This window comes from Enterobacter sp. Lyrl_3 (assembly GCF_051948675.1).
Lineage (GTDB): Bacteria > Pseudomonadota > Gammaproteobacteria > Enterobacterales > Enterobacteriaceae > Enterobacter > Enterobacter cloacae.
The window spans coordinates 1-19,377 of sequence record NZ_JAYJLI010000029.1; the positions used below are offsets into that span (position 1 = coordinate 1).

The following is a 19,377-nucleotide window of genomic DNA, read 5'->3' on the forward strand; positions in this document are numbered from 1 at the left end:
GCAACCATAGAAGTGAAAGTGGTGCCCGGACTCGGAATCGAACCAAGGACACGGGGATTTTCAATCCCCTGCTCTACCGACTGAGCTATCCGGGCAACGGGGCGCATTAAACCCGATTCACTCTCCGCCGTCAACGAAAAATGTTGTTTTCGTTACAGGATGCACAATCTCTCACCAGTTCGTCGCAATCTTAAGCGAAAAAGTGGGCCCACAGCGCGGAAAGCGGCATGGCGAGCAGCAGGGCGGGCAGCATATTCACCACCGCGAACATCTTGATCCCGCAGATGCGCAGCCCTGTTGCCAGCAGGAGCAGACCGCCAACGGCGGTAAAATCTGCCATCATCGCGGGCGTGGTCAGCGGAAGGATCAGGGTGGCGCAGGTGGCGAGCGCCAGCTGAATCAGCAGCATTGGCACACAAATCGCGGCCACCGCGATACCGAGCGTGGTGGCAAAAATAGTAGCGGTGAAGAAATCGAGAAACGCCTTCGCGATTAAAATGCTGGGGTCACCGGTCATCCCTTCCTGCATCGAACCGAAAATCCCGGTGCCGCTGGCGCAAAAGAGAATAATGATGGCAACGTAGTTTTGAATAAACGTCTCATGGGTGCCGTGTTTGGCTTTGCCCGGACGGGCTATCAGGTTTTTCGCTTTGCTGACCGCGTTGTTAATCCCCTTTTCCAGATAACAAAACTCGCCAATCAGCGCCCCGAGCAGGGTGGCCAGCACCATAACCGGCAGGTTGGCGCATTTGATCACCAGCAGAATGCCAATCCCGAGGGAGGCCAGGCCAAAAATGGAGGGCATAGAGACGCGAATACGCTCCGGTAATCGCTGACTTAACACTGCACCGAGTACGCCGCCCAGCAATACGGCACTCGCGTTGATAAATGGCCCGATAACCACGGAAAACTCCTGTTACTTAATCATAGGTATTGCATGATTATGACACGCCAGCGCTTTTTTACGCTTAGCTTTGGGTGGTGAAGTGCATACTGATTCCTTCTTGCACCTCAAAATAAAAGGTGACATTATTGCGCGAATTTTCTCCTCCCTGTCTCACCGTTCGGTGAGGGTATATAGCGCCTATGAAAACCATGAAAATCGCCGTCAGCCGTGAGCTGGTTTCCACTGTGTCCACGCATCGCGAAAAGGTGACGCTGGATAACACTGATTTTACCGATGTGGCGGCAGTCGTCATTACGCTCGCGGAGAGTCGCAGTGGCATTCTTGCGTTGCTGAAACGCACGGGCTTTCATTTACCGGTCTATTTATTCTCGCAAGAGCCGACGGACGTGCCCGATGGCGCCACGGCTGTCATCTCGGGTAAAGCGCAGGAGTTCCTGGAACTGGAGTCTGCCGCCAGCCGTTACGAAGAGAACCTGTTACCGCCGTTTTTCGACACCCTGAGCCAGTATGTTGCAATGGGCAACAGCACTTTTGCCTGTCCGGGCCACCAGCACGGGGCGTTTTTCAAAAAACACCCGGCGGGACGACAGTTCTATGACTTCTTTGGTGAGAACGTTTTTCGCGCCGATATGTGCAATGCCGACGTGAAGCTCGGCGATCTGCTGATCCACGAAGGTTCCGCCAAGCATGCGCAAAAGTTCGCCGCGAAAGTGTTCAACGCGGATAAAACCTACTTCGTGCTGAACGGTACGTCGGCGGCCAACAAGGTGGTGACCAACGCGCTGCTGACCCGTGGCGATCTGGTGCTGTTTGATCGCAATAACCACAAATCTAACCATCACGGGGCCCTGATTCAGGCGGGCGCGACGCCAGTGTATCTGGAAGCGGCGCGTAACCCGTTTGGCTTTATCGGTGGGATTGACGAACACTGCTTTGACGACGCGTACCTGCGCAATCTGATCCGCGACGTTGCGCCGGAGAAGGCAGACGAGACCCGCCCGTTCCGCCTGGCAGTGATCCAGCTTGGCACTTACGATGGCACGATCTACAACGCCCGTCAGGTGATCGACAAGATCGGCCATCTGTGCGATTACATCCTCTTTGACTCTGCCTGGGTGGGCTACGAGCAATTTATTCCGATGATGGCGGAAACCTCCCCGCTGTTGCTGGAGCTGAACGAGAACGATCCGGGCATTTTCGTGACCCAGTCGGTGCATAAACAGCAGGCCGGGTTCTCGCAAACCTCGCAGATCCATAAAAAGGATAACCACATCCGGGGTCAGGCGCGTTTCTGTCCGCATAAACGCCTGAACAACGCATTTATGCTGCACGCCTCCACCAGCCCGTTTTATCCCCTGTTTGCGGCACTGGATGTGAACGCAAAAATTCACGAAGGGGAGAGCGGACGCAGGCTGTGGGCGGAGTGCGTCGAGCTGGGGATTGAAGCGCGTAAGGCGATCATTGCAAATTGCCATATGATCAAACCGTTTATTCCACCAGTGGTGGCAGGCCGTCCGTGGCAGGATCATCCAACTCAGGCCATCGCCAGCGAACGTCGCTTCTTCAGCTTTGAGCCGGGGGCCAAATGGCACGGATTTGAGGGCTATGCCCGCGATCAGTACTTTGTCGATCCGTGCAAGCTACTGCTGACCACGCCGGGCATCGATGCTGAAACCGGGGAATATACTGATTTCGGTATTCCGGCGACCATCCTTGCGCACTATCTGCGGGAAAATGGCATCGTGCCGGAGAAGTGCGATCTGAACTCGATCCTCTTCCTGCTGACGCCTGCCGAAAGCAGCGAGAAGCTGGCGCAGCTGGTGGCAATGCTTGGCCAGTTTGAACAGCATATTGAAGATGATACGCCGCTGGCGGACGTGTTGCCGACCATCTATCAGAAATACCCGGTACGCTACCGGGATTACACGCTCCGCCAGCTGTGTCAGGAGATGCACGATCTCTACGTCAGTTTTGATGTGAAAGATCTGCAGAAGGCGATGTTCCGCAAGGAGAGCCTGCCCGCGGTGGTGATGAATCCGCAGGATGCCAATCAGGCGTACATTCGCGGGAACGTGGAGCTGGTGCGCATCCGTGATGCGCAAGGGCGCATTGCTGCTGAAGGCGCGCTGCCCTATCCGCCTGGTGTACTGTGCGTGGTGCCGGGAGAAGTCTGGGGCGGGGCGGTGCAGCGCTACTTCCTTGCGCTGGAAGAGGGGATTAACCTGCTGCCGGGCTTCTCGCCGGAGCTGCAGGGCGTTTACAGCGAAAAGGATGCCGACGGGATTAAGCGGCTTTATGGGTATGTATTAAAGTAGCCCCCTCACCCTAACCCTCTCCCCAAAGGGGAGAGGGGATTGCACGGAGCCGTCTTTTCACCCTCGCCCCTTTGGGGAGAGGGCCGGGGTGAGGGGTGTTAAGCCGCACTACGCTTGTACATCCTCCGCGGATGCCCAATCTTGCCGTACAGCATCTCCACCGTCAGAAAACCTGCCTCCACGCAGTGCTCCAGATAGCGCCGGGTGGTGGTTTTACTCAGCCCCGTTTCACTCACCACCTCATCCACCGTAAAACAGTGCGTCGCCTTGTCGTTAAACAGCGCCTGCACCCGCGCCAGTGTATTTTCCTCAATACCTTTGCTGCCGTTGTCCTGGCGGTAGTTTTTCGCCTGTAGCTGGTATAAAGAATCGACGTTCTGCTGGTCAACAATCTTCCAGACCCGCTGTTGCTCAGCAAACTGCACAAAACGCTCCAGCGACTGGCTGAGCCGCTTCCAGGAAACCGGCTTCAGGATGTAATCAAACGCCCCGTTACGAATGGCCTGGCTGCAGGTGTCCATATCGCTGGCGGCGGTGATGAAAATCACCGAACAATTGGCGCGGGCGAGCATCGGGTTACTGATAAGGGTGATGCCTTTCCCGTCCGGCAGGTAGTTATCCAGCAACATCAGCTGCGGCTGTTTACTTTCAAGCTCAACCTGCGCTTGCGCCAGCGACGAGGCAATCCCCACCAGTCTAAGACGCGGATGTTTGCCGATCAGCTCTGCGTGCAGTTGCGCCAGTTCGTTCTCGTCTTCAACTATCAGTACGTCGATAAGTTCATGTTGCATAATCGGTATCTTCCTGTTCCTGTGCGGGATGCCGGGCGGTTCCCGTGGCGGGGATAAACAGTGAGAAAATCGCCCCCCGCGGCGTGTTATCGGCAACCTCAATTGCACCGCCAGCCTGTGTGACATAGCTTTCGATCAGATACAAACCAATGCCGTGATCGCCGCGCGTTTTGGTGGTGATGCCGCGCTCAAATATCCTGTCACGGATCTCCGGTTTAATGCCCACGCCCTGATCGGCCACTTCGATGATGAGTTCTTGTTCGCTCAGTTTTATCAGCACTTCCACAGGAGCATGCGGAAGCGGCGAGCGCTGGGTCGCTTCAATGGCGTTATCCAGCAGGTTGCCAATGATAGAAATCAGCGCCTCTTCAGGCAGCGCGAGGAACGGTCTGTCCAGACGACAGATCGGGTCGAAGTTCAGCTCGACGCCTTTCTCCCGCGCCCGCGCGGCTTTCCCCAGCAGCAGGCCGCACAGTGTCGGGGAGCTGAAGCGCGAAGAGATAAAGTCCAGCAGCTCCTGAGCGTGTTCCGACTGCGCCTGAATGTAGCCAATCGCCTCCTCGTAGCGGCCCATATGCAGCAGGCCGGAGAGGGTGGTCATCCGGTTTAGCTGCTCGTGACGCATAATGCGCAGGTTATCAACATAGCGTTTGACCTGGCTGAGCTGGGCGCTGAGCGAGTCGATCTCGTTGCGATCGCGGAAGGTGATCACCCAGCCCTGCAGAGAGTTCTCAAGCATGATGCGCACCCGGCTGGCGATCACCGTGAGATCGTTAAAGCGGCAAATCTCGTCATGGGTATCTTTGGCGAGCATCGTTTGTGTTTCGAAGAACGGAACAGGATCGATTACCTCGCTTATCAGCTGCCCGCGCAGTTCCCGGGCCGGCTGGCTCAGGCCCAGCAGTTTGCGTGCCGCCTGGTTAATCACTTCTATTCGCCGTTCATCGTCTATGGCGATCACCCCTTCATAAATGGACTCCATCATCGCCTTCTGCTGGCGCACCAGCAGACCAATCTCTCGCGGCTCCAGGGAGAAAATCTGCTTCTTGATACTGCGGGTAAAGAACCAGGAGAAGATAAAAAGGGCAAGCAGTAACAGTACGGCGGCGATCAGGATGTTAACCACTTTACTGACGGTGATGGTTTCAAGATAGCTGGTGAGATAGCCTACCGAGACAATTCCCACTACCTGACCGGCATCGTTAAAAATGGGCGCTTTGCTGCGCAGCGAAATGCCTAATCCTCCCTTGCGGATAGTGGTGGTGCTTTTACCGCGCAGCACCTCTTCGTTGTCTCCGCCGACCAGCGTATGGCCCACTCTGTCCGCAAAAACGGAATGAAACAGATGCAGCCCTTTGTTATCGCCAATCACAATAAAACTGGCATCACTGTGGGTGGCTATTTTCTGCATAAAATCGTGAATGGCGTTGATATCTTTTTGTTCGACCTCTTTTCGTAATGACGGAATAAGGGCGATCTCTTCCGCCTGTATTTTTGCGCGTGCGCTCATTTCCTGATAAAGCTGTCGGCTAACGTCGACATAATAATATCCGCCCAGCAAAGCAAAAAGCACTGAGAAAAAGACAACCAGCGAAACAAACAGCTTAATCTGAAACGATACTTTCATAACAATCACGCGTGGTATCAACGAAGTTTGTCAATATATCATCTTTTTTCGCGTGGATACCCGCTTTGCCGAAAACTTGTGATCCCTTGCACAGCAAGGCCTGCAAAAGAATTATCTGAAAGGGTTTTCCCTTAAACACCACCGTGTAAATGTTATTTGTTTGTTCGATTTAGAAAAGAAACCATAAAAACCACGGCAATAAATAAGGGGCAAATCACATTAAATAAAAGAAACCATTAAAACCATAGTCGCCATTAAAACTTCGCTTTTAATATGCCATTCCTCACATAAAGTAAGCCTTTGTGACTCTAAGCTGAACGCACAAAATAACTAAGGGGCTTATTATGAGCACAACTGACGATTCTTTCTCTGTTACCCACGACCCGATTGATATTCAGCGGCCATCGCTCAAAGAGCGCTGGTGGCATATTATGGATACCTGGAAAATCGGGATTATTCCTCTGCCGCTGTTTGTCCTGGCGGGCGCGCTGATTGCCATTGATTGTCTGGGCGGAAAACTGCCAAGCGATATCGTGGTGATGGTGGCGACGCTGGCGTTCTTCGGTTTTGCCTGCGGTGAGTTCGGCAAACGCCTGCCGATTGTCGGCAAGCTCGGCGCGGCGGCGATTTGCGCCACCTTTATCCCCTCCGCGCTGGTCTATTACGGCCTTTTGCCGGATGTGGTAGTGGAATCCACCACTAAGTTCTATAAATCCACCAACATTCTTTATCTCTACATCTGCTGCATTATTGTCGGCAGCATCATGAGCATGAACCGCACCGTGCTGATTCAGGGCTTCCTGCGCATCTTCTTCCCGATGCTGTGCGGCGAGATCGTCGGCATGCTGGTGGGGATGGGCGTGGGTCTGGCGCTGGGTCTTGAGCCGTTCCAGATCTTCTTCTTTATCATTCTGCCGATTATGGCAGGCGGCGTGGGCGAAGGGGCTATCCCGCTCTCCATCGGCTACGCCACCCTGCTGCACATGGATCAGGGCGTGGCGCTCGGTCGCGTGCTGCCGATGGTCATGCTCGGCGGGCTGACCGCTATCATCATCTCCGGCTGTCTGAACCAGCTGGGCAAGCGTTATCCACACCTGACCGGTGAAGGTCAGCTGATGCCGAACCGCGCGAATGCCGATGCCACCGTTTCTCAACCGGCGTTCTCTGGCAAAGCGGACGTCACCACCATCGCCTCCGGTGCGTTGCTGGCGGTGCTGCTCTACATGCTGGGCATGCTCGGCCACAAGCTGATTGGTCTGCCTGCGCCGGTTGGCATGCTGTTTATGGCGGTGCTGGTGAAGCTCTGCAACGGTGCCTCTCCGCGTCTGCTGGAAGGCTCTCAGGTGGTGTACAAATTCTTCCAGACCTCGGTGACCTATCCCATCCTCTTCGCGGTCGGTGTGGCGATCACCCCATGGCATGAACTGGTCGCGGCCTTCACGCTGACTAACCTGCTGGTGATTATCAGTACCGTCTCTTCACTGGTGGCGACCGGCTTCTTCGTCGGCAAAAAGATTGGTATGCACCCGATTGATGTCGCCATCGTCTCCTGCTGCCAGAGTGGCCAGGGCGGTACCGGTGACGTGGCGATCCTGACCGCAGGCAACCGTATGAGCCTGATGCCCTTCGCCCAGATTGCTACCCGTATCGGCGGCGCGATTAACGTCTCTATCTCACTGCTGATTCTGGGCAACTTCCTCGTTTAAGTTTTCAGGAAAGAACAATGAAACTCGCAAGCTTTTTATACCAGGGAAAACGCAGCTACGGCATCGTCCAGGCCGAAGGTGTGATTGATTTAGGTCGCCGTCTCGGCGACCGCTACAGCGACCTCAAAGCGCTGCTGCAGGGCAACGGGCTGGCGCAGGCCACCCGTTACCTGAACGATGCCGTGGACGTGCCGATGAGCGCCATCACCTTCTTACCGGTGATTGAGCAGCCGGAAAAAATCCTCTGCGTGGGCATGAACTACGCCGACAAGCGCAAGGAGTTTGACCAGCACAACCCGGCACCGACGCTGTTCGTGCGCTTCCCGGATTCGCAGACCGGCCACAACGAGCCGGTGCTGAAGCCGCGTCACTCCAGCGAATTCGACTACGAAGGCGAGCTGGCGGTGATCATCGGCAAGGGCGGGGAAAACATCAGCCGTGACGAGGCGCTGCGCCACGTGGCGGGCTACAGCTGCTACATGGACGGCTCCGCCCGCGACTGGCAGCACACCTGGTTTACTGCCGGTAAGAACTGGCGTCAGACCGGCGCGTTTGGCCCGTGGATGGCAACGGCCGATGAGATCCCGGACCCGCACAGGCTGGCGATCCGCACCTGGCTGAACGGCCGCATGGTGCAGGAAGATAACACCAGCAGCATGATCCACAAGGTTGCGGAGCTGATCGAGTACATCAGCACCTTTACCCGCTTAAGTCCGGGCGATGTGATCATCACCGGCTCCCCGGGCGGGGTGGGTAAAAAGCGTAATCCGCCGCTGTTTATGAAAGAGGGGGATCGCATTGAAGTGGAGATCGAGCATATCGGTCATCTGAGCAACGTGATTGTGGAAGCGCCAGCCACCGGGCTTGCGGCGGCACACTGAGAAAGGCGGCATGAACAGTCAACCCATCGATTTTCGCCACACGCTGGTGGCGAAACACCCGGAACGCTTAAGCCAGATCCGTTACCTGCTGGCGGACAGTGGCCTTGGCCTGGACAACGACATCACGCTGTTTGTCGAAGCCTGGTCCGGCGCGCAGCTGGTGGGTTGCGCCGGTCTTGCCGCCAACGTCATCAAGTGTGTGGCCGTGAACGAGCAGCTTCGCGGCGAGAACCTCAGCGCGCGCCTGCTGGCGGAGGTGCAGAATGCGGCGCTGGAGCGCGGTCATTTTCACCTCTTCCTCTGCACGCGACCGTGCAATAAGGAGCGCTTTGCGCGTAGCGGCTTCTGGCCGATTGCCCAGAGCGGCAACAACGCCGTGCTGATGGAGAACACTCCGCAGGGGATCGAGCGTTACTGCCGTTCCCTGGGCAGGATGCGCAAGGGCGGGGAGAAGACTGGCGCGATAGTGATGAACGCCAACCCGTTCACCCTCGGCCACCGTCATCTGGTGGAGCAGGCGGCGATGCAGTGTGACGCCCTGCACCTGTTTGTGGTGCGTGAAGATGCCTCGTTCTTTCCGTTCAGCGCGCGCCTCGGAATGGTGCGTGCGGGCGTCGCGCATCTGCCAAATGTGACTGTGCATGAAGGCTCGCAGTACATCATCTCCCGCGCCACCTTCCCGGCCTACTTTTTGAAAGAGACCGGCAAAGTGCAGCAGGCGTGGAGCGAAATCGACGTGCTGATCTTCCGCGACTTTATCGCACCGGCGCTGGACATTACCCATCGTTTTATCGGCTCCGAGCCGTTTTGCGATATCACCCGTCAGTACAACCAGACGCTGCACGCCTTGCTGAGCCCGCAGATTGAGGTGGTGGAAATGCCGCGCATCAAGGCCACCGGCAATGCCATTTCAGCGTCCGAAGTGCGCCGCTTGCTCAAGACTCAGCAGTTTTCCCGGATCCGGGAGATTGTCCCGGACTCCACCTTCGCGCACCTCGAAACACACTACCGTGCGAGTGCCGAAGTCGCTTAACTACCAGGAATTTATCATGAAAATTGTAAGGGAGGCGCTGGCCGGAACGCAGGAGTCCAGCGACCTGATGGTGAAAATTGCTCCCGCTCACGGCGAGCTGGAGATAGTCATCCACAGTGAAGTGATTAAGCAGTTTGGCGAGCAAATTCGCCAGGTGGTCAACGAGACATTGCGCGCCATGAACGTGCACCAGGGACTTATCATTATTGAAGACAAAGGGGCGCTGGACTGTGTGATCCGCGCCCGCCTGCAAAGCGCGCTTCTGCGTGCTGCCGATGAACAGGCCATTAACTGGGGGGCGCTGAAATGAGCAAACTCCGCCGCAGTATGTTGTTCCTGCCGGGCGCCAACGCCGCCATGCTTTCAACCGCGTTTATCTACCGTCCAGACTCCATCATGTTTGACCTTGAAGATGCCGTTGCTCTGCGCGAGAAAGACACCGCGCGAATGCTGGTGTTCCACGCCCTGCAGCACCCGATGTATCAGGACATCGAAACCGTGGTGCGCATAAACCCGCTGAGCACGCCGTTTGGCTTGCTGGATCTGGAAGCCGCCGTGCGCGCCGGCGTGGACGTGATCCGCCTGCCGAAAACCGACACCCCGGACGACATCTACGAGCTGGAAGGTCACCTTGAGCGTATCGAGCAGGAGTGCGGGCGCGAGGTTGGTTCCACCCGCGTTATGGCGGCGATTGAATCGGCCATTGGCGTTATCAACGCCGTGGCGATTGCCCGTAGCTCGCCGCGCCTGATCGGCATTGCGCTGGCGGCTTTTGACTACGTGATGGACATGCAGACCGAGCGCGGCGACGGCACCGAGCTGTTCTACGCCCGCTGCGCCGTGCTGCACGCCGCCCGCGCGGCAGGCATCGACGCCTTCGACGTGGTGTGGTCAGACGTTAACGATGAGGCCGGATTCCTGCGCGAGGTCGATCTTATCCGCAAGATGGGCTTTAACGGCAAATCGCTGATCAACCCGCGCCAGATAGACCTGCTGCATAACGCCTATGCGCCAACCCAGGAAGAGGTGGATCACGCCCTGCGGGTGATTGAAGCGGCAGAAGAGGGCGAACGTAACGGCCTTGGCGTGGTGTCGCTCAACGGCAAGATGGTGGATGCACCGATTATTAACCACGCGCAGGTGGTGCTCGAACGCGCGGCGGCTTCCGGCGTGCGTCGGTAAGGATGACACAATGAACCAGACAGAACTTCTCCATGTGAATTTTCCCCATCTGCGGGAGTTAAAACCGTTTGATACCGCCCACAGCGCCACGCCGTGGCTGGCGGACAGCGACGCGAAACACAGCCGCAAACTCTGCGCCTCCATTGAAGAGGCGGTGAGGCGTAGCGGCCTGAAGGACGGAATGACCATCTCCTTCCACCACGCGTTTCGTGAAGGCGACCGGGTGATCAACACCGTCGTGGCGCTGCTGGCGCGGATGGGCTTCAAAAACCTGACCCTCGCCTCCAGCTCGCTGATGACCTGTAACGACGCGCTGATCGAGCATATTGCAAGCGGGGTGATCGCCCGGATCTACACCTCCGGCATGCGTGGCAAGCTGGCGGATGCCATCTCCCACGGGCTGATGGACGAGCCGGTACAAATTCACTCTCACGGCGGGCGCGTAAAGCTGCTGCAGGACGGTGAGCTGAACATTGACGTGGCGTTTCTTGGCGTGCCGTGCAGTGATGAGTTTGGTAACGCCAACGGCACGCACGGGAAATCATGCTGCGGCTCGCTGGGCTACGCGATGGTGGACGCCCATTTTGCCCGCAAGGTGGTGCTGCTGACGGAAGCGCTGGTGCCGTTCCCCAATATGCCCGCCAGCCTGGTGCAGGATCAGGTGGATTACATCGTGCAGGTGGAGAGCGTGGGCGATCCGGCGAAAATCAGCGTCGGCGCGGCGCGCGTCACCAGTAACCCGCGCGAGCTGATGATTGCCCGCTACGCGGCGGATGTGATTGAGCACTCCGGCTATTTTAAACCGGGCTTCTCGATGCAGACCGGCTCCGGCGCGGCGGCCACCGCCTGCACCCGCTTTATGGAAGAGAAGATGGAGCGCAGCGGCGTGAAGGCACGCTTTGCGCTGGGTGGCATCACCGGCAGCCTGGTGGATCTGCACGAGAAGGGGCTGATTGAAAAGCTGCTCGATACCCAGTGCTTCGACGGCCAGGCGGCGGCCTCGCTGGCGCGCAACCCGAACCACGTGGAGATCTCCACTAACGTCTACGCCAACCCCGGCAGTAAGGCGGCAAGCTGCGACCAGCTGGACGTAGTGATCCTCAGCGCGCTGGAGATTGACGTCGATTTCAACGTTAACGTCATTACCGGCTCCGATGGCGTGATGCGCGGCGCGTCCGGCGGGCACTGCGACGTGGCCGCCGCGGCGAACCTGACCATCGTCGTTGCGCCGCTGCTGCGTAGCCGCATTCCGACGGTGGTGAAGCGCGTTACCACACGCCTCACGCCGGGCGAAAGCATCGACGTGCTGGTCACCGATCACGGCATTGCGGTCAACCCGGCGCGCCCGGAGATCCGCGAACGCCTCATGGAAGCAGGGCTGAAGGTTGTGGATATCAACGCCCTCTATGAGCGGGCGATTTCGCTGACAGGCGTACCGAAACCAATTGAGTTCACCGACAAAATTGTCGGGGTGATCCGCTACCGCGACGGCAGCGTGATCGACACCGTTCGACAGGTAAAGGAGTGAATATGACCATTGCGACACCCGTGCGGGCGGGTGTCAGCCTGGACGCGCTGCTTGCGGCGAAAGAGCGCCGCGCAGCCCGTCAGGCTGACTGGCTTACGCACTATCAACAACCGGTGATCTCCCTCACGCTGGTAACACCCGGGGAGATCAAAGACAGCCTGCGCTATCGCAACACCATGGGCGTGGCGTTACAAATGTGCGACCAGCTGCTGTGGGAAAACCGCTGGCAGGTGCTGGACCGCCAGGTGCTGTGGCTCCCGACCGGGCCCGAAGCGCTGTGGTGCGTGGCCCATCCCGCGGCAGAAATCAAAGCCCACTGTGCGGAGCTGGAGCAGACGCACCCGCTTGGCAGGCTGTGGGATCTGGATGTGATTTGCCCTGAAAACGGCCACGTTGGACGTCAGTCGCTGGGCTCCCATCTCAGACGCTGCCTGATTTGTGATGAACCGGCCCACGCCTGTTCCCGTTCGCGCAAACATCCTGTGGAGCAGGTGGTGGCGCGCGTGGAGAAGATGATCGATGACTGGTTTGCTCGCGACTAAACCGCGCCCGCTTAACGTCCCCGCGCTTGCCGCAGAGGCGCTGTGGCAGGAGCTGGCGCTGACACCGAAACCGGGGCTGGTGGACAGGCTCAATAACGGCTCCCATCGCGATATGGATCACGCGCTGTTTGTCCGCAGCATTATGGCGATTACGCCGTGGTTTTCGCGCTTTGCTGAGCTAGGTAACACGCATGCCGATAAACCCGCAGGCGAACAGTTACGGATCCTCCGCCCGATGGGGATGGCCTGTGAGCAGGCGATGTATGCCGCAACGAACGGGGTGAACACGCACAAAGGGGGCATTTTTGCCCTTGGTTTACTCTGCTTCGCCGCCGGGCGTGTGAAAAATATCTCCGCGGAAAGCCTCTGTTGTGAGGTGAGTAACATCTGCCACGGGCTGGTTTCGCGAGAGCTGGCCGAACGCAGCGGGCAGGCGACGGCGGGGGAGCGGCAGTTCCGGCAGTACGGCTTAACCGGCGCGCGCGGCGAGGCGGAGAGTGGTTTTGCGACGGTGCGTAAAGCGCTGGCGCAGTGGAACGGACATTCACTTCACGGCCTGCTGTTACGCCTGATGGCAATCAATCAGGACAGCAATCTGGTGTCGCGCGGCGGCATTGAGGGGCTGGGCTACGTTCAGGACTATGCGCGGGAACTGCTGGCTGACGGCTGGGATGGTGAAGCGTTGCGTAGAATGGATAACGCATTAATTGAACGCAACCTGAGCCCGGGCGGCAGCGCGGATTTGCTGTCGGTGGGGTGGGTGCTTGCTGCAATAAAATAGCCGGGTGGCGGCTTCGCCTACCCGGCACAATAATCAATGCGCGACTGGCTGTGCGCCGTGCGGTTCGCGTACATGCTTATACTGGAACAGCACGATAAACGCGAAGAACAGCACCAGCGAGTATGCGGCGAAGATAAGCCACACTGGCTGCCAGTCGGTAATGCCGTTGGTGGTATACATCTCAACCACTTTACCGCTCACCACACCGCCCAGGATACAGCCGAAGCCGTTGGTCATCATCAGGAACATACCCTGTGCGCTGGCGCGGATTTCAGGTTTAACCTCTTTTTCCACAAACACCGAACCGGAGATGTTGAAGAAGTCGAAGGCGCAGCCGTAAACAATCATCGACAGAACCAGCAGCACGGTGCCGAACGGGCTTGGATCACCGTAGGCGAACAGACCGAAGCGCAACATCCACGCGGCAATACTGATCAGCATGACGTTCTTGATGCCGTAGCGGCTCAGGAAGAACGGGATGGTCAGGATGAACAGCGTCTCAGAGATCTGCGAGATGGACATCATTACCGAGGCATGTTCAACGATAAAGCTGCCTGAGAACAGCGGGTTATTATCGAAGCTGTGCAGGAAGGTATTGCCGAACATGTTGGTGATTTGCAGTTCCGCGCCCAGCAGCATGGAGAAGATAAAGAAGATCGCCATGCGTTTGTTTTTAAACAGCGCGAAAGCGTCCAGGCCGAGCATGGTGCTCCAGCTCTGGTTTTTCTGCTGGTTAGATACCGGAATATGCGGCAGCGTCAGGGTAAACAGTGCCAGCACCACGGAGAGCGCCGCACCGATGTAGAGCTGCATATGGCTCAGTTCAAAGCCCGCGAAGCTCACGCCCCACATTGCCATAATAAAACCGATGGTGCCCCAGATACGGATAGGTGGGAAGTCGGTCACGATATCCATATCGGCGGATTTCAGGCGGTAGTAGGAGATGGTGTTGATCAGCCCAAGCGTTGGCATGTAGGCCAGCGAGTTAAGCAGGATCACCATAAACATCGCCCCCGGCGTGGTGACCTGGGCTGCCATAAACAGCGTGCCCGCGCCCACCAGGTGGCAAAGCATGTATAGCCATTTCGCACTCAACCATTTATCCGCCACGATCCCCAGCAGCGTTGGCATAAAGACCGCCGCGATACCCAGCGAGCTGTAGACGGCACCGATTGACGCACCATCGAACTTGAGCGTCACAAACATATAGGAGCCGAGTGTAGTCAGCCAGCTACCCCACAGGCAGAACTGCAGAAACGACAATATTTTAAGCTGCAGCTTAAGGTTCATGTTACTTTCCTCACAAGTGAGCGGGAGATATGTTGTTATAGGAACATTCAGGGTTGTTATTTGATGCAATTCTATCAGTTGGCAACGATATGTTTTGTTACCTCCCGCAAAAAAATGCAATCCACATTAATTTGCAGTTTGGATTGTGATGCAAATAACATTTTCGTATGGGTGGTGAGATGGGGTAGGTGCGGCCTGATGCCCTCACCCTGGCCCTCTCCCACAGGGAGAGGGGAAGCAGAACACCTTCTCCTTGCAGGAGAAGGTGTGTTGATTATCGGCGACGATAGTTCTTCTGCGCCGTATTCACCTTATACAGATAACGACGGGATTCCGCAGACGGGTGGCGGGTGGTGAGGGTGGCGTAGACATCCCCCGGCGCCATGCTGTTGATGATATTTGCGGCCTGCACTTTGTCATTCGAGAAGACACGCAGCACGCTGCCTGCACCGCCGTTGTACGCGGTAATGACCGCATAACGACGTGAGGTTGGGTTATCAATCCCGCCCAGATAGACATTATTCAGCATCGCCAGATAGGCCGTGCCGGTATCAATGTTGCTTTGCGGGTCAAACAGATAGCTACGGCTCGGCGTGCCGGATTTCCCCTGTGCGCGGAACACGTCTTTACCGGCGCTGTGCTGGACAACCTGCATCAGCCCCAGCGCGTCGGAACGGCTCACGGCGTACGGGTTAAAGGACGATTCGGTCTGCATGATCGCCAGGATCAGCGACTCATCCACGCCATATTTACGTGACGCCTGACGCACCATGCCCAGATACTTATGCGCACGCTTGTCGAGGTGGTTCGGCACCAGGTTAATTGTGACGCTATAAATCACTTTCAGGCCGTTGGTGCGGCTTTTCAGACGCGTTTGCAGCAGATAGTCGGCGAATTTCGTGGCGCGGCCTTCCCAGCGGATTGGCTGACCGGTCTGGTCCACGACCTGACCGTACAGGAACGGCTCTTTAGAAATGGTAATGTCGTCAGCGTCGGAGTAGAGATCGATAGATCCCGGATCGTCGCCCATCAGCAGGGTTTTGATAATGGCCTGCCGTAAATGCGCCGCAGGGTCAGTTCCCGCGATGGTTTCAACCGTGATCGTACCGTCATCGAAGTTGATGTGGCTACGGGTCTGGTATGCGTCGGTGTACTTAACGTAATCCTTAGGTCCGGCGATAAGAACTTCGTTAAATCCCCATATGTTCTCGATGTTGTGGGCAAACTGCCCCATCAAAATATCAAAACCGTTGGTGTCCTTAACCCAGGCTTCGTTGTATTCATCGCCTTTTTTGGATGAACACGAGACAAGCAACGGCGCAACAAGGGCTAGCGCTAAAATTTTTTTCATCATTCCGGGAGTGCGTGTTGTGTTTGCTTGAACGGCGGGGTTTCCCCCGCGCGCTGTTATTTTTCCGGCGGCGTATAGCCTTCGATGTGCACGTCTTTACCTTCGAACAGGAAGTTCACCATCTCCTGCTCCAGCAGCTTGCGGTGTTCCGGGTTCATCATGCTGAGTTTTTTCTCGTTAATCAGCATGGTCTGTTTTTTCTGCCACTGTCCCCAGGCTTCTTTGGAGATCTCGTTATAAATGCGCTTACCCAGTTCGCCCGGATAGAGCTGGAAGTCCTGGCCTTCAGCGTCGCGCTGCAGGAAAGTACAAAAAATGGTTCTGGCCATACTCATTCCTCTTTTTTAGCCGATGCTAAACCATTGCACCGGCACGTAATTGTTGTAACAGGCGCTCCACGGGAGCCGCCAGCCCGACTGATGGCGGTTGCGCTAAGTTATACCAGAGAGCGGTGCCTTCATCCATGCACGAGGCGAAGGAGGACACGGGAAGCCACATCGGCACAATATCCAGATGGAAATGGCTGAAAGTGTGGCGAAACGCGGTCTGCTGCGTCAGGTTATCGGCAGCAATGCCGCGCTGTTTAAGCCAGGCCCGCAGCGTGGCTTCATCTTCAAACTGTGGGAAGCAGTATAGACCACCCCAGAGGCCGCTCGGCGGGCGCTGCGCCAGAAAGACCTCGTCCCCGTGCTGCATCAACAGCATGTAACCGGTGCGCTCCGGCAGCGTCTGCTTCGGCTTTTTACCGGGATACTGCGCCCATGAATGGTTTGCGTACGCCACGCACAGGTTATTGAGCGGGCAGAGCTCGCATTTTGGTTTCGAGCGGGTGCAGACCATCGCACCGAGATCCATCATCGCCTGGTTAAACCGCTCCACGCCCTTTGCCGGGGTCACCGCTTCGCTGATCTCCCACAGCCGCTTTTCGACCTCTTTTTTCCCCGGCCAGCCGTCAACCGCATAGCAACGTGCCAGCACGCGCTTCACGTTACCGTCAAGGATCGGGAAATGTTTGCCGAGGGACAGTGAGAGGATGGCACCCGCGGTGGATCGTCCGACACCGGGTAAATCCGCCACCTCGTCGAAGGTTTCCGGGAATTTACCGTGGTGGCGCGTCGCGACCTGCTGTGCGGCTTTGTGCAGATTGCGCGCGCGGGCGTAATAGCCAAGCCCTGTCCACAGGTGCAGCACCTCATCTAACGGCGCGTTGGCCAGATCGGTTACCGTGGGAAAGCGCGCCATAAAACGCGCAAAGTAAGGGATCACCGTGGCAACCTGCGTTTGTTGCAACATCACTTCGGAGAGCCATACTTTGTAAGGCGTTTTTTCAATTTGCCAGGGCAGGGTTTTACGCCCGTATTTGTCGTACCAGTCCAGCACCTGGGCTGAAAATTGAGAGGCTTGCATGGTCATCGATTCGTATAATCAGGGACGCCGATTGCAGCACAGCGTCAATCTGCTGTAAACCGGATCTTTCCCATGCTTGCATAGAAGCCTTAACTTTGGATAATGCCCGTTTCCCGAACATTCTCACAAGCAGACAACTCTTTTATGAAAAACGACGTCATTTCACCGGAATTTGATGAAAACGGTCGCCCGCTGCGCCGTATTCGCAGCTTTGTCCGCCGTCAGGGTCGCCTGACAAAAGGGCAGCAACACGCGCTGGACAACTACTGGCCGGTGATGGGCGTTGAGTTCAGCGAGCAGCCGCTCGACTTTGCCGACCTGTTTGGTCGCGATGCGCCAGTGACCCTGGAGATCGGCTTTGGTATGGGCACCTCGCTGGTGACCATGGCGAAAGCCCGCCCGGAGCAGAACTTCCTCGGCATAGAAGTGCATTCTCCAGGCGTTGGCGCGTGTCTGGCCACCGCCCACGAAGAGGGGGTCGAGAACCTGCGCGTGATGTGTCACGACGCGGTAGAAGTGCTGCACAAAATGATTCCTGACAATTCTTTGAACATGGTTCAGCTCTTTTTCCCTGACCCGTGGCACAAAGCACGTCATAATAAGCGCCGTATCGTTCAGGCGCCGTTTGCTGAGCTGGTAAAAAGTAAGCTGAAACTGGGCGGTGTCTTCCATATGGCGACCGACTGGGAACCGTATGCGGAACATATGCTGGAAGTGATGTCGTCTCTGGACGGGTATAAAAACCAGTCAAAGAGCAACGACTATGTACCGCGTCCGGAATCGCGTCCGGTAACGAAATTTGAACAGCGTGGCCATCGTCTTGGTCACGGCGTATGGGACTTAATGTTCGAGAGGGTGAAATAATGGCAAAGAATCGTAGCCGTCGTCTGCGTAAAAAGATGCACATCGAAGAATTCCAGGAAGTGGGCTTCTCCGTTGCCTGGCGTTTCCCGGAAGGCACCGGCGTTGAGCAGATCGATCAGGACGTTGATGCGTTCATCAACGAGGTGATCGAGCCAAACAAGCTGGCCTTCGACGGTAGCGGCTATCTGGCTTGGGAAGGTCTTATCTGCACCCAGGAAGTGGGTAAATGCACCGAAGAACATCAGGCGCTGGTACGTAAATGGCTTGAAGACCACAAACTGGAAGATGTCCGCGTCAGCGAACTTTTCGACGTTTGGTGGGACTAATAAAGAAGTCAGGGGCCAGCATTAGCTGGCCCATTTTGTCTGAGGGAGTGTTAAAGATGCGCAAAACGTTGCTGGCTGTTGTCTTAATGGCAACCGGATTCACCGCCCATGCGGAGTATAAATGTAGCGTCACCCCGCGTGATGACGTGGTGTTAAGTCCGCAAACCGTTCAGGTTAAAGGTGAGAACGGCAATCTGGTCATCACGCCGCAGGGTGATGTCACGTTCAATGGCAAACAGTACAACCTGACCGCCGCGCAGCGTGAGCAGGCCAGAGACTACCAGGCCGATTTGCGTACTGCGCTGCCGTGGATTGACGAAGGTGCCCTGACCCGCGTTGAAAAAGGCCGCGTTGCGCTGGATAAGATCATTACCAAAGAGGTGGGTGAGAGCAGCAACATGCGCACCCGCCTGACGAAGCTCGACAAACAGCTGAAAGAGCAGATGAACCGAATTATCGAGCATCGTACCGACGGCCTGACGTTCCACTACAAAGCGATTGATCAGGTGCGTGCTGACGGCCAGCAGCTGGTGAATCAGGCCATGGGCGGCATCCTGCAGGACAGCATTAACGAGATGGGCGCCAAAGCGGTACTGAAAGGCGGCGGTAACCCGCTGCAGGGCGTGCTGGGTAGCCTGGGCGGTCTGCAGACCTCGATTCAGAACGAGTGGAAGAATCAGGAAGCCGATTTCCAGCAGTTCGGTAAAGACGTGTGTAAACGCGTGGTGTCGCTGGAAGATAGCAGGAAGGCGCTGGTGGGGACGTTGAAGTAGCCCCTCTGCGCGCAGGGCCCCTCACCCCAGCCCTCTCCCCATGGGAGAGGGTGTAATCGTTCCCTCTCCCTGT

Annotated in this window: 19 protein-coding genes and 1 tRNA gene; 12 read left to right on the forward strand and 8 right to left on the reverse strand. The window is 56.8% G+C overall.

Translation table 11 applies throughout. From position 1 onward, the window contains the following. Positions 1 to 19: 19 nt before the first annotated feature. Positions 20 to 95 (reverse strand) — tRNA-Phe (locus VF709_RS23825). 95 nt (positions 96 to 190) lie between these two features. After that, positions 191 to 904 (reverse strand): DUF554 domain-containing protein, encoded by a 714-nt coding sequence (locus VF709_RS23830; protein ID WP_038420566.1) that lies wholly within the window; start codon positions 902 to 904, stop codon positions 191 to 193. A 182-nt stretch (positions 905 to 1,086) separates the two neighbouring features. Here VF709_RS23830 and VF709_RS23835 point away from each other — a divergent pair, with 182 nt between their 5' ends. Further along, positions 1,087 to 3,222, forward strand: coding sequence for an ornithine decarboxylase (locus tag VF709_RS23835; RefSeq protein ID WP_023621449.1), 2,136 nt, complete (start codon positions 1,087 to 1,089; stop codon positions 3,220 to 3,222). Between the two features lie 98 nt (positions 3,223 to 3,320). Here the strand turns inward: VF709_RS23835 and VF709_RS23840 are convergent, their stop codons facing one another. Together VF709_RS23840 and VF709_RS23845 are read right to left on the reverse strand one after the other, a co-directional pair. Next, entirely contained in the window at positions 3,321 to 4,013 is a 693-nt protein-coding gene (locus VF709_RS23840; protein WP_013098687.1) for a response regulator, read from the reverse strand. Continuing rightward, positions 4,003 to 5,640 carry an ATP-binding protein gene (locus VF709_RS23845; protein WP_038420564.1) on the reverse strand — a complete coding sequence of 546 codons (1,638 nt, stop codon included), beginning with the start codon at positions 5,638 to 5,640 and terminating at the stop codon, positions 4,003 to 4,005. The genes VF709_RS23840 and VF709_RS23845 overlap by 11 nt, the downstream gene beginning before the upstream one ends. Before the next feature lie 344 nt (positions 5,641 to 5,984). Here VF709_RS23845 and VF709_RS23850 point away from each other — a divergent pair, with 344 nt between their 5' ends. The 8 genes from VF709_RS23850 to citG are packed head-to-tail and all read left to right on the forward strand — an operon-like array spanning position 5,985 to position 13,293. Then, complete coding sequence (locus VF709_RS23850; RefSeq protein WP_013098685.1) at positions 5,985 to 7,346, forward strand: 2-hydroxycarboxylate transporter family protein; 1,362 nt, start codon at positions 5,985 to 5,987, stop codon at positions 7,344 to 7,346. 17 nt (positions 7,347 to 7,363) lie between these two features. Beyond that, complete coding sequence (locus VF709_RS23855; RefSeq protein ID WP_023621451.1) at positions 7,364 to 8,227, forward strand: fumarylacetoacetate hydrolase family protein; 864 nt, start codon at positions 7,364 to 7,366, stop codon at positions 8,225 to 8,227. A gap of 10 nt (positions 8,228 to 8,237) precedes the next feature. Continuing rightward, complete coding sequence (gene citC / locus VF709_RS23860) at positions 8,238 to 9,260, forward strand: [citrate (pro-3S)-lyase] ligase (protein WP_149896628.1); 1,023 nt, start codon at positions 8,238 to 8,240, stop codon at positions 9,258 to 9,260. Positions 9,261 to 9,276: 16 nt separating this feature from the next. Beyond that, positions 9,277 to 9,570 (forward strand): citrate lyase acyl carrier protein, encoded by a 294-nt coding sequence (gene citD, locus VF709_RS23865; RefSeq protein WP_013098682.1) that lies wholly within the window; start codon positions 9,277 to 9,279, stop codon positions 9,568 to 9,570. After that, positions 9,567 to 10,442 (forward strand): citrate (pro-3S)-lyase subunit beta, encoded by an 876-nt coding sequence (gene citE / locus VF709_RS23870; RefSeq protein WP_013098681.1) that lies wholly within the window; start codon positions 9,567 to 9,569, stop codon positions 10,440 to 10,442. The genes citD and citE overlap by 4 nt, the downstream gene beginning before the upstream one ends. 10 nt (positions 10,443 to 10,452) lie before the next feature. Then, positions 10,453 to 11,970: a citrate lyase subunit alpha gene (gene citF / locus VF709_RS23875; protein WP_029882972.1), complete on the forward strand. Its 1,518-nt coding sequence runs from the start codon at positions 10,453 to 10,455 to the stop codon at positions 11,968 to 11,970. 2 nt (positions 11,971 to 11,972) lie between these two features. Further along, positions 11,973 to 12,512 carry a citrate lyase holo-[acyl-carrier protein] synthase gene (gene citX, locus VF709_RS23880; RefSeq protein ID WP_013098679.1) on the forward strand — a complete coding sequence of 180 codons (540 nt, stop codon included), beginning with the start codon at positions 11,973 to 11,975 and terminating at the stop codon, positions 12,510 to 12,512. Then, a complete protein-coding gene (gene citG, locus VF709_RS23885; protein WP_149896627.1) occupies positions 12,490 to 13,293 on the forward strand; it encodes a triphosphoribosyl-dephospho-CoA synthase CitG in 804 nt (267 codons plus the stop codon). The genes citX and citG overlap by 23 nt, the downstream gene beginning before the upstream one ends. Positions 13,294 to 13,326: 33 nt before the next feature. Here citG and VF709_RS23890 read toward each other — a convergent pair whose 3' ends face one another. The 4 genes from VF709_RS23890 to mutY form a co-directional block, all read right to left on the reverse strand. Continuing rightward, positions 13,327 to 14,583 carry a nucleoside permease gene (locus VF709_RS23890; RefSeq protein WP_013098677.1) on the reverse strand — a complete coding sequence of 419 codons (1,257 nt, stop codon included), beginning with the start codon at positions 14,581 to 14,583 and terminating at the stop codon, positions 13,327 to 13,329. A 274-nt stretch (positions 14,584 to 14,857) separates the two neighbouring features. Next, on the reverse strand, positions 14,858 to 15,934 hold the full coding sequence (gene mltC / locus VF709_RS23895; protein ID WP_013098675.1) for a membrane-bound lytic murein transglycosylase MltC: 1,077 nt from the start codon (positions 15,932 to 15,934) through the stop codon (positions 14,858 to 14,860). Between the two features lie 56 nt (positions 15,935 to 15,990). Then, the gene (locus tag VF709_RS23900) at positions 15,991 to 16,263 is read right to left on the reverse strand and encodes an oxidative damage protection protein (RefSeq protein ID WP_013098674.1); all 273 of its coding nucleotides are present in this window, start codon (positions 16,261 to 16,263) and stop codon (positions 15,991 to 15,993) included. A 25-nt stretch (positions 16,264 to 16,288) separates the two neighbouring features. Beyond that, complete coding sequence (gene mutY / locus VF709_RS23905; RefSeq protein WP_172645253.1) at positions 16,289 to 17,341, reverse strand: A/G-specific adenine glycosylase; 1,053 nt, start codon at positions 17,339 to 17,341, stop codon at positions 16,289 to 16,291. Between the two features lie 144 nt (positions 17,342 to 17,485). Here mutY and trmB point away from each other — a divergent pair, with 144 nt between their 5' ends. Genes trmB through VF709_RS23920 form a run of 3 tightly spaced genes read left to right on the forward strand, consistent with a single transcriptional unit; the run spans position 17,486 to position 19,304 of the window. Next, positions 17,486 to 18,205, forward strand: a complete 720-nt coding sequence (gene trmB / locus VF709_RS23910; protein ID WP_038420558.1) for a tRNA (guanosine(46)-N7)-methyltransferase TrmB — start codon at positions 17,486 to 17,488, stop codon at positions 18,203 to 18,205. Continuing rightward, positions 18,205 to 18,531, forward strand: coding sequence for a YggL family protein (locus VF709_RS23915; protein WP_038420557.1), 327 nt, complete (start codon positions 18,205 to 18,207; stop codon positions 18,529 to 18,531). Before trmB ends, VF709_RS23915 begins: the two co-directional genes overlap by 1 nt. Positions 18,532 to 18,587: 56 nt before the next feature. Next, a complete protein-coding gene (locus VF709_RS23920) occupies positions 18,588 to 19,304 on the forward strand; it encodes a DUF2884 domain-containing protein (protein WP_023621456.1) in 717 nt (238 codons plus the stop codon). Positions 19,305 to 19,377 lie beyond the last annotated feature (73 nt).